This is a genomic window from Rhodococcus sp. NPDC003382 (assembly GCF_053589135.1).
In genome coordinates this window covers 17,510-30,074 of record NZ_JBSFRH010000015.1, presented here as the reverse complement: position 1 = coordinate 30,074, position 12,565 = coordinate 17,510, and the positions used below count along the sequence as shown (strand labels likewise).

Here is a 12,565-nt window from a genome sequence, read left to right as displayed (position 1 = left end):
ATCAGTGCGGTCATCGTCGATGAGCGTGCGTCGACCGGTGACGATCCGGCCACAGCCAGATTACCGCGTGTGCAGATGTCGTCGCCGGTGCGTATTCCGCCCCTCGCGAGCTTCAACGACCCGGACCGACGCAGCGTTCCCGTACCGCGGCCGGTTCGGCGGAGCAACTTCACCTGCGGGAGGGGCCGTGGGCGTGGGTATCATTTCGCATGGCCGAGCGGGATCCGCACGCCTTGTCCGGTACCGAACCGACTCGGATACCGAGCGCCGAGACCACCGAGGTCGCGGGCGCCGAGACGAGCCGGTTCGATGCCACCCGCACCGCGGAGGTCACCCGGGCCGCCGACGCCGTGACCGATCCGATGACCCCCGGCGTCCCCGTCACCGTCGACGAACTGCGCGCCGGACGGCGGATCGACGACTTCGACCTGCTCACCAGCCTCGGCCGCGGCGCCTTCGGCCGGGTGTTCCTGGCCCGCCAGCTCTCGATGCAGCGACTCGTGGCGGTGAAGATCTCTCCCGACCAGGGCAGCGAAGCGCAGACCCTCGCGCAGCTCGACCACGACTACATCGTCCGCGTGTTCGACCAGCGGATCCTCCCGGATCAGGGTCTGCGGTTGCTGTACATGCAGTACGTCCCGGGCGGGACACTGCTGCACGTGCTGCACCGGGTGCGGCGCACCCCGCCGGACCAGCGCGCCGGCTCGATGCTGCTCGACGTCATCGACGCGACCCTCGCGGAGAAGGGCGAGATCCGCCCGGCGGAATCGACCGTGCGCGGCGAACTCGAATCGCTGACCTGGCCGGAAACCGTGGCGTGGCTGGGACGGCGGCTCGCGGAGTCGCTCGCCTACGCCGACGGTCGCGGTGTGCTGCACCGCGACGTCAAACCCGCGAACGTGCTGCTCACCGCGGAGGGTGTGCCGAAGCTGGCCGATTTCAACATCAGCTACGCCGAGTCCGTCGGGGGCAGCTCCCCCGTCGCCTATCTCGGCGGCTCCCTCGCCTACATGTCGCCGGAACAGCTCGAGGCGTGCCATCCGGGATTGCCGGGATCCGCCGCGGACCTCGACACCCGCAGCGACATCTACGCCCTCGGAGTGATGCTGTGGGAGCTGCTGGCGGGCGTCCGCCCGGGGGATCCGGAGCCGGGCGAGGCACTCGACACGAACACTCTCCCGGCTCTCGAGACGATGGTGCGGCGCCGGCGCGGCGGCCTGACCCCCGAAATGATGGCGAAGCTGCCCGCGGACTGCCCGCAGACGCTGCGGCGGGTACTCGCGAAGTGTCTCGAACCGGATCCGGCGGACCGCTGGTCGTCGGGCACGGAACTGGCCCAGCAACTCGACCTGTGCCTCGACCACCGCGCCCGTGACCTCGTCGATCCCCCACTGGACAGCTGGCGAGCCCGGTTGCGCAAACCCGTCGTGCCGGTCCTCGTCGCCGCGATCGGGATTCCCAACGCCCTCGCAGCGCTCTACAACTACCAGCACAACTCGTCGCTGATCATCGAGAAGCTACCGCCGGACGCGAGGCACAACTTCGAGGTCGTGTCGCTGATCGTGAACGCGACCCTGTTCCCCCTCGGTGCCCTGGTGATCGTGTACCTGGGCCGTCGCCTGATCACCGTGCCGCGCGGATTGCAACGCGGACGCACCTACGACGCCGTCACGCTGGCCCGCACCAGACACGACGCGCTGCTGTTCAGCGACAGGGTCGCGGCGGTCGTGATGAGCCTGTGGATCCTGGCCGGCATCATCTTCCCCGTGGCACTGAGCGTGATCACCGGGGAGATCGACACGCGCGCCGCCACGCACTTCGTCAGTTCGATGGCGGTGTGCGGCGCGATCGCCGTGGCCTACCCGTTCTTCTTCGTCGCCTTCTATGTCGTGCGGTCGCTGTATCCGGCGTTCCTGCCGCACGGATCCACCGACGCCACCGACGCCCGGGAACTCGACGGTCTGCACCGCCGCAGCATCCGCTACCTGGCCCTGGCTGCGGCGGTCCCGCTCGTCGGGGTCGCCGGGGTGACGTTCCTGAACTCCTACGAGATCCCGCAGGTGCTGTTCGCGGTGCGGGTGCTGTCCGTCGGCAGCATCGCCGCGTTCGTGCTGGTGTACTGGCTGTTCCGGCTCATGGAACAGGACCTCGAGGCACTGCGACGCACCGTCGCGCTGCGTCACTGAAACATGCTGCGTCACTGAAACATGCTGCGTCACTGAAACATACCGGGGCACTGAAACGTGCCGGGCGCCGACGTCAGCTCGAGTAGACCTTGGGGTCGAGGGTGCCGATGTACGGAAGGTCGCGATACCGCTCGTCGTAGTCGAGGCCGTAGCCGACGACGAACTCGTCCGGGATGTCGAAGCCGACATCGGCGACGTGCACGTCGATCTTGACGGCTTCGGGCTTGCGCAGCAGCGTCACCACCTCGAGCGACGCGGGATTGCGCGAGGACAGGTTGCGGATCAGCCACGACAGCGTGAGGCCGGAGTCGATGATGTCCTCGACGATGAGCACGTTGCGGCCCGCGATGTCCTTGTCGAGGTCCTTGAGAATGCGCACCACACCCGACGACGACGTCGACGACCCGTACGAGCTGACCGCCATGAACTCCATCTGGGTGGGGATGGGCATGGCACGGGCGAAGTCGGTCATGAAGAAGATCGCACCCTTGAGCACGCCGATGAGCAGAAGGTCGCCCTCGGGCGCACCCACCGGGTAACGCTTGGCAATGGACTCGGCCAGCTCGGCCGTGCGCTCCTTGATCTGCTCTTCGGAGATCAATACCGACGCAATGTCGCTCTCGTACACCGGTTCGTTCCTGCCCTTCCGTCAGTCGTCCGCACACCGCTGCTGGTCGACGAACACCACGACCAGCCTGCCACGCCGACGCGACACGACCAACCTGGTCCCCGGTCGCGGCCCACGCCCGACCGCCACGGGACCCTGCCCGTGCCAGCGGCCGATCAGGTCGTCGACGGCCCGCAACGTCCGGTCCGTGGGCGCCGACGCACCCGCTTCGGCGAGCCAGCGCCGCAGCGCGCGCCGCCGCACCGCGGGATGCACCGGCTCGAGCGATTCCACGTCGAGTCCGGCGCCGTCTCCACCCGCGGAGACCAACGCCTCGGCCGCGGCCGCGTCGAGCACCTCCCCGTCCTCGCGCAGTTGCGCCGCCGTCCGGGCCAGCGCCGGCGCGACACCGCCGCCGAGCACCTCTTCGAGCAGCGGCAGCACTTCGGTGCGCAACCGCACGCGGGTGAACCGCGGATCGCTGTTGTGCGCGTCCTCGTAGGGCTCGTACCCGAGCTCGCGGCACGCCGCTCGCGTGACCGAGCGCCGCACTCCGAGCAGCGGCCGGCCCCAGGGTTCGTCGAAATCGGCCATGCCGCGGATCGAACGGAGGCCGGAGCCGCGGCCCAGGCCGAGCAGCACGGTTTCGGCCTGGTCGTCGAGGGTGTGCCCGAGCAGCACCGGCAGGTCGGCGCGGTTGTCGTCGAGTGCCCGGTACCGCACGGCCCGCGCCGCAGCCTCGAGCCCACCGGGCCCGGCCACCTCCACCGGGACGACCTGCACCGACGTGCACCCCCGCGCACGGGCGAAATCCGCGGCCCGCGCCGCGACGACATCGGAGCCGACCTGCAGCCGGTGATCGACGACGACCGCCCGCACCGAATCCGCCTCGGCGACCGCCGCGGCGGTCAGGGCGGCCGAGTCCGCGCCGCCGGAGAGACCCACCGCCACCGACCGCACCTCGTGGCGGCCGAGCCATGCCCGCACGGCCAGCCGGACCTCGTGGATCGCCGGGGTCTCGGGCAGCAACGGACGGCTCCCGGCAGCCGTGTCCCGGTCCCCGGTCGTGTCCTGTTCCACGCCGCTCAGCCCAGGACCCGGGCGATCCAGGCGTCCGGGTCGTCGATCTCGGCGAGCGTGGGCATCGCGTCCGGGCCGGACCACACGGCGTTGAACTCCGCCATCCCGACGCGGGCGACGACGGCGTCGACGAACTTCTTGCCGTGCACGTACTGTGCCATCTTCGCGTCCACGCCCAGCAGCGCGCGGATCACCCGATGAACGGGGTTCGAGCTGCGGCGCCGCCGGTTGTCGAACGCCCGGCGGATGCGGCCGACCGCGGGAACCACCCCGGGGCCGACGGCATCCATGACGTGGTCGGCGTGGCCTTCGAGGAGGGTGCCGAGCGCGAGCATGCGGTCGAGGGCGAGTTGCTGGGTTTCCGACTGGGTGGCCCGCAGCAGGCCGAGGACACCGCGCTCGGACATCTGCTTCTCGTCGTTGCTGCGGCGGTCGCGGACGACGGCGACGACCCGGCCCACCAGCTCCGAGACGGGCTCGTCGGCGGCGGCCCCGAGTTCGGCGGTGGCGGTGCGCATCAGCTCGACCATCCACGGCGCCTCGGCGAACTGCACCCGATGGGTGACCTCGTGCAGGCACACCCACAGGCGGAAGTCCGCGGTCGGGACCTTCAGCGCGCGTTCGACCGCGACGACGTTCGGTGCGACGAGGAGCAGGGTTCGCGAGAACGGGTCGTACTGGCCGAGGACCGCCGACGACAGGTACGCGAGCATCGCGCCGGCCTGCATGCCGGCGGGCTTGCCCATCCAGGACGTGCCGTTCTGTCCACCGCCGGTGAGGTCGGCCATCGACCCGGCCGCGGCCTGCACCCAGCCGCTGCGGTCCACGACCCGGGCGGGCGCCGGAGCGTCGTGGCCGTCACCGAGACCGGTGAGTTCCCGCACCGGCTGCTCGGCCCGGTCGGCGGCGTCGGCGAGTTCGGCCACCACGGCATCGGCGGTGTACCGGGACATCGCCGGACCCGGCCGGGCCAGTCGCGCACCCACCCCGGCCGCGAACGACCAGTCGATCGCGTCGCCGATGGTGTGGTCGCGGCCGGTCATCGGCATCCGCACCCCCGGAGAGTCGCAGCGACCGCGTCGAGTGCAGACCGGCTCTCGCCGGGCGGTCGGCCGTTGGCGATCAGTGCGAACGACAGGACCCGCCCGTCGACGTCGACGACGGTTCCGACCAGCCCGCTCGCCTCCGAGAGGGTGCCGGTCTTCGCGCGCACCCAGCCGGCGCCGTCGCGGTTGGCGGATGCGTAGCGGGCGCTGAGGGTTCCGGTGGCCCCCGCGACCGGCAGGTAGTCGAGCATCGGGCGCAGCGCGTCCTGGTCGGTGCCGGCGGCGGATGCCATCACCGCGTCGAGCAGCCGCGTGGGAATGCGATTGTCCACGGACAGGCCGCTCACGTCGTGCATGGTGACGCCACCGACGTCGAATCCGGCGGCCGTGAGGGTGCGGAGCACGGAGTCCACGGCCCCGGAGAACGACGCCGGCGAGCCCGACGCGATCGCGATCTCGCGGCCGATCGTCTCGGCGAGGACGTTGTCGGAGTGGTCCATCATCTGGCGGAGCCGGTCGCGCAGAGGTGCCGACTGCACCGACGCCAAGGGCGCGGCCCCCGGGGATGCGGTCCCGACCGCAACGGCCGCGGGGTCGGCGCCCAGCGCCGCGGCGAGGGCGCGGCCGGCGTCGAGCGCGGGCGTCGGGCTGCGCGGAGATTCGTCCGCGTTCGGAATCGACCGGCCGCCGTCGAGCATCACCGGTTCGATCGGTGCGATGTAGCCGCCCCCGACGTCCGACGGCATCCACCCCGTGGCCATCGGATCGCCCATGTAGCTGCCGACGTCGACGAGCACGGTGTCGACGACGGCGCCCGAACGCTGGATCTGCTGAACGAGATCCGCGACGCGCGGCGCGCCCGGGTAGAAGCCGTCCTGCCCGACCGGAAGAGCGGTGAGGGTGGGATCGCCGCCGGCGACGAGCACGATCTCGCCGGGACGGCTGCCCTCGACGACCCGTGTGGACACCCGGTGGTCGGGTGGCAGCGACAACAGCGCCGCCGCGGCGGTGAGGACCTTCGTGGTCGACGCCGGAATCATCGGGCGGTCGGGATCCTGCGCCCACAGGACCGTGCCGGTGGCGGTGTCGGTGACGGACCCGGTGAGGGTGCCGAGCGCGGGATCGGCCACGGTGGGCGCCAGAATCGCGCCGAGCGCGGCGGCGACGGGCGCCGGAGCGTCGGCGGGCACGGGAGCGACCTGAGGGGTCGCGGTGACCGGGCCGGGCGCCGGAGCGATCGCGGCCTCGGCGTCGCTGCCCACGATCTCGGACAGCGCGAATGTGCCGCCGACGACGAGCGCGAGGAATCCGGTGCCCCAGATGCCGATCAGGATGCGGAGGCTTCGTCGGCGGCGCGCTTCGAGCCCGCCGAGCTTCTTGTTCTTATCCTGACCCGCCAACACGCCTCCGCTGCGTTCGAGACTCCCGCGCCCTGGTGGCCGCCCGGGTGGGTCCGGCACCTGCGTCCACCAGGGTAGCCCCGCTCCCGTTATCCTCTCTGCGGACCATCGCCGCGATCGCGGCAGTTGGAGCGACAGCCAATCACCGACGAAGTGAGGACACCGGCGTGGAGTTCGACGTCACCATCGAGATCCCCAAGGGACAGCGCAACAAGTACGAGGTCGATCACGAGACCGGCCGCGTGAAGCTGGATCGCTACCTCTACACGTCGTTCGGTTACCCGGCCGACTACGGCTACATCGAGAACACCCTCGGCGAGGACGGCGACCCGCTGGACTGCATGGTGCTGCTCCCCGAGTCGGTCTTCCCGGGTGTCATCGTCGAGGCCCGCCCCGTCGGCATGTTCAAGATGGTCGACGAGGCCGGTGGCGACGACAAGATCCTGGCCGTGCCGGCCGGCGATCCGCGCTGGGATCACATCCAGGACATCTCCGACGTCGCGCAGTTCGAGCTCGATGCGATCAAGCACTTCTTCGTGCACTACAAGGATCTCGAACCGGGCAAGCACGTCGAGGCCGCCGACTGGGTCGGTCGCGCCGAGGCCGAGGCCGAGGTCGAGGCGTCGATCGCGCGGCTGAAGGAGAACGGCGGCCACTGAGCCGAGCCGGTCTCTTTCGACCCCCTCTTTTTCCGAGCGAACGGTACATTCAGTCGATCTGACCGACTGATGTACCGTTCGCTCGTTTCGGGTGGAGCCCGAAGATCAGGCTCCCCGGAAGTTCGGGGGGCGCTTCTCGAAGATGGCGGAGATGGCCTCGGTCAGGTCCTCGGAGGGCAGGAACGCCGCGTTCCACGCCGCGACGTAGCGGAGGCTGTCGTCGACCTGCGGGGAGCGGCTGTGATCGAGGACATCCTTGATGCCGTGGACCACGAGCGGCGGGTTGGCGGCGATCTCCGCGGCGGTCGCGTGGGCGGCGGCGAGGGTGGCCTCGGCGTCGTCGAACACGTCGTTGACGAGACCGATCTTCTCGGCGCGGGCGGCGTCGATGTCCTTGCCGGTGAGGGCGAGTTCGCGGGTGTGGCCGTCGCCGACGATGAGCGGGAGGCGGGCGAGGGTCCCGACGTCGGCAACCATGCCGACCTTCACCTCACGGACGCTGAACTTGGCGTCCGCCGAGGCGTAGCGGATGTCCGCCGCGGTGATCAGGTCGACGCCGCCACCGATGCACCAGCCCTGCACGGCGGCGACGACGGGCTTGCGGCAATCGGCGACGGCGGTGATCGCCGCCTGCATGCGCTTGATCATCGCGTGGAAGTCGGTGCGCGGCTTGGCCAGCGCCTTGTCGGCGAGAACCTTGCCGAGGTCGCCGCTCATCGCGGGCAGGTCCAGCCCGAACGAGAAGTGCTTGCCGGAGCCGGCGAGGACGACGGCGCGCACCTCGTCGTCGGCGTCGAGTGCGGCGAACACCTCGGGCAGCTCGGACCAGAACTCGGGTCCCATGGCGTTGCCCTTGCCGGGTCCGACGAGAGTCACGCGTGCGACGTGCGCCTCGACCTCGACGGTGAATGCTTTCCAGCTGGAATGATCGGTCATTACTCGAGAGTAATATCTTTGCCGGTCGTTCACACCGAGCTCCCCGTCACGTTCACCCCCGAGCGGTGTTAAAGACTCGAAAACTCCCGGTCACAGCTCTGGAGACACGCCCCCACACGAGGGAAGCTGGATCCGACCGCAGCGCCGGGGTTCCCCGGGGCGGTCCGTCTCGGAGAGGAGCGCAGGCCATGCTTCTGCATCAGGGAATCGGTCTCGGTGCGTTCAACGCCCTCAGCCGCCGCGGCGCCGTTCACGCCTTGTACGAATGCTGCGCGACGCTCGCCTGGGCGAACCCGGTGGCCGCCGGACGCCCGTACGCGAGCTACACCGAACTGTTCGCCCGCGCCGACGCAGTGCTCGTCACGTTGGACGAGGCGAGCATCGCCGAGGCCCTGGAGTGCCACCCGATCGTCGGTGTCCGGCCGCGCAGCACCCATTCGCGCGCCGAGCAGTGTTCGGTGTGGACCGACGATCCGCTCATGATGGCGGAGATCGCCCACTCGGCGCAGGTGTACGAGGAGAGGTTCGGCTTCCGCTATCTGTGGTGTGCGGCAGACCGCGGGCCCGACGAGCTGCTCACCGACCTCGTGCACCGCCTCGACAACGAGATCGACGCCGAGCGGAAGATCCGCACCGACGAACTCGCGAAGATCACGCGCACCCGCCTCGAACGCATGCTGGGACCGGAGGACGGCTTTCCGCTCTACTGATCCCCGCGCGACAGTTGCGGTCCGCTCCTACATTGGAACCATGTCCGCGACACTGCATCCGAACGCCGTTCACGTGGCCGACACGCTCATCTCCCGCGGCCATCCCGGCCTGATCCTCACCCAGCCGGAGTCGGTGCACACCGCCGAGCAGGCGGCCGCGGCGCTGGGCGTCGACGTCGGTGCGATCGTGAAATCGCTCGTGTTCGAACTCGACGGCGAACCGGTTCTGCTGCTGGTCTCCGGAGCCCATCGGGTCGATGTCCGGCGCTGCGGCGAGCGCCTCGGCGGCACGCTGGTGCCGGCGTCGCCGGAGCTGGTCACGGAGGTCACCGCGCAACCGGTCGGCGGTGTCGCGCCGCTCGGCCATCCCACCAATCTGCCGACCTATGTGGATCGCGCGCTCGAGGCCCATCCGCTGTTGTGGGCCGCGGGCGGATACCCGAACACGGTGTTCCGCACGACCTATCGGGAACTTCTGCGCATCACCGCGGGCATGGACGTGGACATGGACTGACCGGCCCGCGGTATCGAAACCGGAACCGCTGCACTATAGTGTCACCGTGACTATCCGAGCGTGGAGCCGCAGGCACGTCGACCTGTGCCGTACCCGCTCGTGCCTGTGTGCGGCCTGACGCCCACACCCATTCCATCTCATCACTCGCCTTGTCCCCCAGTTTCTTCCGGGGACGAGCCTTTCCAGGGACGGCCATGCCCACATCACATTCCCCTGTCGCCGATCGCGCCGACGCCACCGCACCCGAATTCGCCCTGGGCGTCGGCAACGAGGAGTACCGCTCCGCGCTGCGCCGCCACCCGGCAGGCGTCACCGTCGTCACGCTCGACGCCGGAAACGGCCCGGTCGGCTTCACCGCGACGTCGTTCTCCTCGCTGTCGCTGAACCCACCCCTGGTGTCGTTCAACATCACTCGGACCTCGTCGAGCATCGACGCCGTGCACGCGGCGGACTCGCTCGTGGTGCACCTCCTGGGCGAGGACCAGCAGCATCTGGCACAGCGTTTCGCACGCAGCGCCGAGGAACGCTTCGCCGACCGTTCCCTGTGGGGCCGCCTCGACACCGGCGAACCGGTACTCCACGACACTCCCGTGCGCCTGCGTCTGCTTGTGCACCAATTGATTCCGGCCGGAGACAGCACGCTCGTCGTCGGCCTCGTCACCCACACGCACGTCTCCGACAACGAGTCGACGGCGGCGCCGTTGCTCTACCACGACGGCGTCTACCACCGGCCCACACCATTGGACACCACACCATGACCACAACACCCGAACTCGTACTGGTCGTTCAGCTTTCGAACACCGGCGTGCGCTCGTCGGCGGATCTCGCCGCGCTCGCCGACGCGTTGCGCGAAACCGCTCGGGACCTCGTGCCGGGAGCGAGCACACACACGCTGCTCAGCTCCACACCGGTGCCGCTGGTGATCGATCTTCCGGCCCGCGACGTGATCCTCGACAATGCCCGGGTTCCGCTCAGCCACACCGAATTCGAAATCCTGTCCCGGCTGGTCCGGCGACCTCGCGTGGTCGTGTCCCGATCGGTACTGCGCGAACTCGATCCCGCCGCGGCGAACGTCGACCACGGACGCGGTCGCAGCGTCGACGTCCACGTGTCCCGAATCCGCACGAAGCTGGGAAGATTCGGATCCATCATCACGACGGTGCGGGGAACCGGCTACCGTTTCGACCCCGATCCCGGCGTGCACGTCGTCGAACCCCTGACCCGGCGTTCGGCCTGAAGACACAGCGAGTGGGGCGAGAGAATCCGTTCTCTCGCCCCACTCGGCTTTTCGAATCGTGACCGGCTCGCGCCGGGATACTCAGGAGGCGCGGACGAGGCCCCGACCACCGGTTCCGAAGCGGCGCAACACTTCCACGACGGACGGCGCGGTCGCCGCGAGGCCGCGGGCTTCGAGCCACGGCAGCGTTCCGTCGATGATGTGTTCCACGGTGAACGGCGCCGCCAGCGGAACGAGGGTGACACCGTCCGCGACGTGCGTGGAGTGGATGTCGGCGATGAGGCCGGCAAGCCCCTGCGGGGTACCGACGTACGACAGGGTGTCCGACGCGCGCGGAACATCCAACTGCGCGTACTGCTTCCGCGCGCTGCGGGCCTCGGATGCGACGACCACCTCGAGATCGACCAGGACGGTGACGCTGCCGGGGTCGCGACCCTCGGCGACGAGCCCGGCACGGACGCGATCGGTGGCCTTGCGGGTCTCGCGCAGATCGGTGGCGCGGATCCGCACGACATTCGGCTGCGGCGCACTGAGATCGAGCGACTCCTCGCCGGGTCGGCCGGCGGTGAGATCGGCCCAGTAGTGCGGGCCGGACGGACCGGAGAGCTCGACGGCGACACGCAGCGGGCGCGCGGACGACACGGTGTGAACGATGTTGTACGACATGTGGGGTTCCTTCGAACTGCCGCAGGCGATCCCGCGGCGATGAGCTGTGGAGACTGGGGTGTCGTTCAGCTCGTACACATGCCGGAAGCGGTACGGCACAGATCGACATGACGACGGCACCACTGTGCGACGACGTTCGATGCGGTCTGCGATGCCATGGGCAATACCCTACCGATCTTGTGGGAAATTGTCGATCGGGGTGATCAGACGCACTCCGACGCGCCCGCGCCCTCCGCCGCGAGACCCGGGCGGGTCTCCGGGGACGGGCCCCACAGGCCGTCGGTCTTCGCGTAGGTCCAGGACGGGCCGTGCTCGACGAGGCGACGCACCGCCCCGACCAGACGCTCCACGTCGGCGGACGAGCTGCCGAGGCCGAGGGAGGCACGCACTGCACCTCCGGCGCGGCCGACGCGGGCGAGCAGCGGATGCGCGCAGAAACGTCCGTCGCGGACGCCGATGCCGTGCTCCGCCGACAGGTACGCCGCGACCTCGGCGGGTTCGTAGCCCGCGACCGTGAAGGTGACGATGCCGACGGACTCGCACGAGTCCTCCCACAGGCGCAGCAGTTCGACGCCGTCGATTTCGCGCAGGCCCTCGACCAGCAGACGGCTCAGTTCCTCTTCGTGGCGGGCGACGGCGTCGGCGTCGAAACCGGCGAGCGCTTCGCAGGCCGCCGCGATCGCGGCCGCACCGAGCACGTTCGGCGATCCGGCCTCGTGGCGCGCCGGGGCGCAGGCCCAGTCGGTGTGGTCCAGGCGCACCTCGCGCACCGCGCCACCACCGGCGAGGTAGGGCTCGGCGACATCGAGCCAGTCGCGGCGGCCGACCAGGACGCCGGCACCGAACGGCGCGTACGTCTTGTGACCGGAGAACGCGAGGTAGTCGACGCCGGTCGCGGCGAGGTCGATGCGGCGGTGCGGGACCAGCTGTGCGCCGTCGACGAGGATGCGGGCACCGCACTCGTGCGCGAGGTTCGCGAGTTCCTCGATGGGCAGCAGCTCACCGGTGACGTTCGAGGCTCCGGTGATCGCGAGCAGCGCGGCCGGCGCGCGGCGCAGTTCCGCGGCGAGTCGCTCGACCGTCCCCGCGACCGTGTCGGCGGCCTCGACGATGCGGGCGTTCTTCCACGGCAACAGATTCGCGTGATGTTCGATGTCGAGGAGCACGACGTCACCGGGCACGGCGGTCGCGAGCAGGTTCAGGGAATCGGTGGTGTTGCGGGTGAACACGACGACCTGATCGTCGGCAGCACCGACGAATCCGGCAACCACGGCCCGGCACTTCTCGTAGGCGTCCGTGGTCACGCGCGAGGCGTAGCCGGCGCCGCGGTGAACGCTGGCGTAGAAGGGCAGCAGTTCGGCGATGCGGTCGGTGACGGCGGCCAGGGCCGGAGCACTCGCGGCGTAGTCGAAGTTGGCGTACGTGCAGGTGCCACCCTGGACGAGCGGAACCTGCAGGTCACAGCCGGAAACGCGAGCAATGGGGGCGATGCAGGTGGCGGTCATTGCAGCAGTCATCAGTAAT

14 protein-coding genes are annotated in these 12,565 nt (G+C 69.9%); 6 read left to right on the top strand and 8 right to left on the bottom strand.

The features are described 5' to 3' along the window. Positions 1-173: 173 nt before the first annotated feature. Positions 174-2,186: a protein kinase domain-containing protein gene (locus ACWDUD_RS12575; protein WP_450109601.1), complete on the top strand. Its 2,013-nt coding sequence runs from the start codon at positions 174-176 to the stop codon at positions 2,184-2,186. 73 nt (positions 2,187-2,259) lie between these two features. Here ACWDUD_RS12575 and hpt read toward each other — a convergent pair whose 3' ends face one another. Genes hpt through dacB form a run of 4 tightly spaced genes read right to left on the bottom strand, consistent with a single transcriptional unit; the run spans position 2,260 to position 6,322 of the window. Beyond that, positions 2,260-2,814, bottom strand: a complete 555-nt coding sequence (gene hpt, locus ACWDUD_RS12570) for a hypoxanthine phosphoribosyltransferase (protein ID WP_197251350.1) — start codon at positions 2,812-2,814, stop codon at positions 2,260-2,262. Between the two features lie 21 nt (positions 2,815-2,835). Next, positions 2,836-3,873 carry a tRNA lysidine(34) synthetase TilS gene (tilS, locus tag ACWDUD_RS12565; RefSeq protein ID WP_450109535.1) on the bottom strand — a complete coding sequence of 346 codons (1,038 nt, stop codon included), beginning with the start codon at positions 3,871-3,873 and terminating at the stop codon, positions 2,836-2,838. A gap of 5 nt (positions 3,874-3,878) precedes the next feature. Beyond that, positions 3,879-4,916: a zinc-dependent metalloprotease gene (locus ACWDUD_RS12560; protein ID WP_450109534.1), complete on the bottom strand. Its 1,038-nt coding sequence runs from the start codon at positions 4,914-4,916 to the stop codon at positions 3,879-3,881. Then, positions 4,913-6,322 (bottom strand): D-alanyl-D-alanine carboxypeptidase/D-alanyl-D-alanine endopeptidase, encoded by a 1,410-nt coding sequence (gene dacB / locus ACWDUD_RS12555; RefSeq protein WP_450109533.1) that lies wholly within the window; start codon positions 6,320-6,322, stop codon positions 4,913-4,915. The genes ACWDUD_RS12560 and dacB overlap by 4 nt, the downstream gene beginning before the upstream one ends. Before the next feature lie 164 nt (positions 6,323-6,486). On the opposite strand from dacB, the gene ACWDUD_RS12550 reads away from it, so the two are divergent. Continuing rightward, on the top strand, positions 6,487-6,978 hold the full coding sequence (locus tag ACWDUD_RS12550; protein ID WP_197251352.1) for an inorganic diphosphatase: 492 nt from the start codon (positions 6,487-6,489) through the stop codon (positions 6,976-6,978). Between the two features lie 105 nt (positions 6,979-7,083). Here the strand turns inward: ACWDUD_RS12550 and ACWDUD_RS12545 are convergent, their stop codons facing one another. Continuing rightward, complete coding sequence (locus tag ACWDUD_RS12545) at positions 7,084-7,914, bottom strand: crotonase/enoyl-CoA hydratase family protein (RefSeq protein ID WP_197251353.1); 831 nt, start codon at positions 7,912-7,914, stop codon at positions 7,084-7,086. Between the two features lie 188 nt (positions 7,915-8,102). Between ACWDUD_RS12545 and ACWDUD_RS12540 the strand changes: the two genes are divergently transcribed. From ACWDUD_RS12540 to ACWDUD_RS12525, 4 genes are all read left to right on the top strand, one after another. Continuing rightward, positions 8,103-8,624: a 2-oxo-4-hydroxy-4-carboxy-5-ureidoimidazoline decarboxylase gene (locus tag ACWDUD_RS12540; RefSeq protein ID WP_450109532.1), complete on the top strand. Its 522-nt coding sequence runs from the start codon at positions 8,103-8,105 to the stop codon at positions 8,622-8,624. Positions 8,625-8,664: 40 nt separating this feature from the next. Continuing rightward, the gene (locus tag ACWDUD_RS12535; RefSeq protein WP_197251355.1) at positions 8,665-9,138 is read left to right on the top strand and encodes a YbaK/EbsC family protein; all 474 of its coding nucleotides are present in this window, start codon (positions 8,665-8,667) and stop codon (positions 9,136-9,138) included. Between the two features lie 194 nt (positions 9,139-9,332). Then, positions 9,333-9,896, top strand: coding sequence for a flavin reductase family protein (locus ACWDUD_RS12530; RefSeq protein WP_450109531.1), 564 nt, complete (start codon positions 9,333-9,335; stop codon positions 9,894-9,896). Then, on the top strand, positions 9,893-10,375 hold the full coding sequence (locus ACWDUD_RS12525) for a winged helix-turn-helix domain-containing protein (protein ID WP_450109530.1): 483 nt from the start codon (positions 9,893-9,895) through the stop codon (positions 10,373-10,375). Before ACWDUD_RS12530 ends, ACWDUD_RS12525 begins: the two co-directional genes overlap by 4 nt. A gap of 81 nt (positions 10,376-10,456) precedes the next feature. On the opposite strand, the gene ACWDUD_RS12520 is transcribed toward ACWDUD_RS12525, so the two are convergent. The 3 genes from ACWDUD_RS12520 to ACWDUD_RS12510 form a co-directional block, all read right to left on the bottom strand. After that, positions 10,457-11,041, bottom strand: coding sequence for a hypothetical protein (locus ACWDUD_RS12520; protein WP_450109529.1), 585 nt, complete (start codon positions 11,039-11,041; stop codon positions 10,457-10,459). Between the two features lie 65 nt (positions 11,042-11,106). Continuing rightward, positions 11,107-11,199, bottom strand: coding sequence for a putative leader peptide (locus ACWDUD_RS12515; RefSeq protein ID WP_368862574.1), 93 nt, complete (start codon positions 11,197-11,199; stop codon positions 11,107-11,109). 45 nt (positions 11,200-11,244) lie between these two features. Next, positions 11,245-12,558 carry an aminotransferase class V-fold PLP-dependent enzyme gene (locus tag ACWDUD_RS12510; RefSeq protein ID WP_450109528.1) on the bottom strand — a complete coding sequence of 438 codons (1,314 nt, stop codon included), beginning with the start codon at positions 12,556-12,558 and terminating at the stop codon, positions 11,245-11,247. Positions 12,559-12,565: the final 7 nt, after the last annotated feature.

Coding starts and splice junctions, on each gene's coding strand:
- ACWDUD_RS12560 (WP_450109534.1), bottom strand. CDS start 4,916: ATGACCGGCCGCGACCACACCATCGGCGACGCGATCGACTGGTCGTTC.
- ACWDUD_RS12545 (WP_197251353.1), bottom strand. CDS start 7,914: ATGACCGATCATTCCAGCTGGAAAGCATTCACCGTCGAGGTCGAGGCG.
- ACWDUD_RS12540 (WP_450109532.1), top strand. CDS start 8,103: ATGCTTCTGCATCAGGGAATCGGTCTCGGTGCGTTCAACGCCCTCAGC.
- ACWDUD_RS12535 (WP_197251355.1), top strand. CDS start 8,665: ATGTCCGCGACACTGCATCCGAACGCCGTTCACGTGGCCGACACGCTC.
- ACWDUD_RS12530 (WP_450109531.1), top strand. CDS start 9,333: ATGCCCACATCACATTCCCCTGTCGCCGATCGCGCCGACGCCACCGCA.
- ACWDUD_RS12525 (WP_450109530.1), top strand. CDS start 9,893: ATGACCACAACACCCGAACTCGTACTGGTCGTTCAGCTTTCGAACACC.
- ACWDUD_RS12520 (WP_450109529.1), bottom strand. CDS start 11,041: ATGTCGTACAACATCGTTCACACCGTGTCGTCCGCGCGCCCGCTGCGT.
- ACWDUD_RS12515 (WP_368862574.1), bottom strand. CDS start 11,199: ATGGCATCGCAGACCGCATCGAACGTCGTCGCACAGTGGTGCCGTCGT.
- ACWDUD_RS12510 (WP_450109528.1), bottom strand. CDS start 12,558: ATGACTGCTGCAATGACCGCCACCTGCATCGCCCCCATTGCTCGCGTT.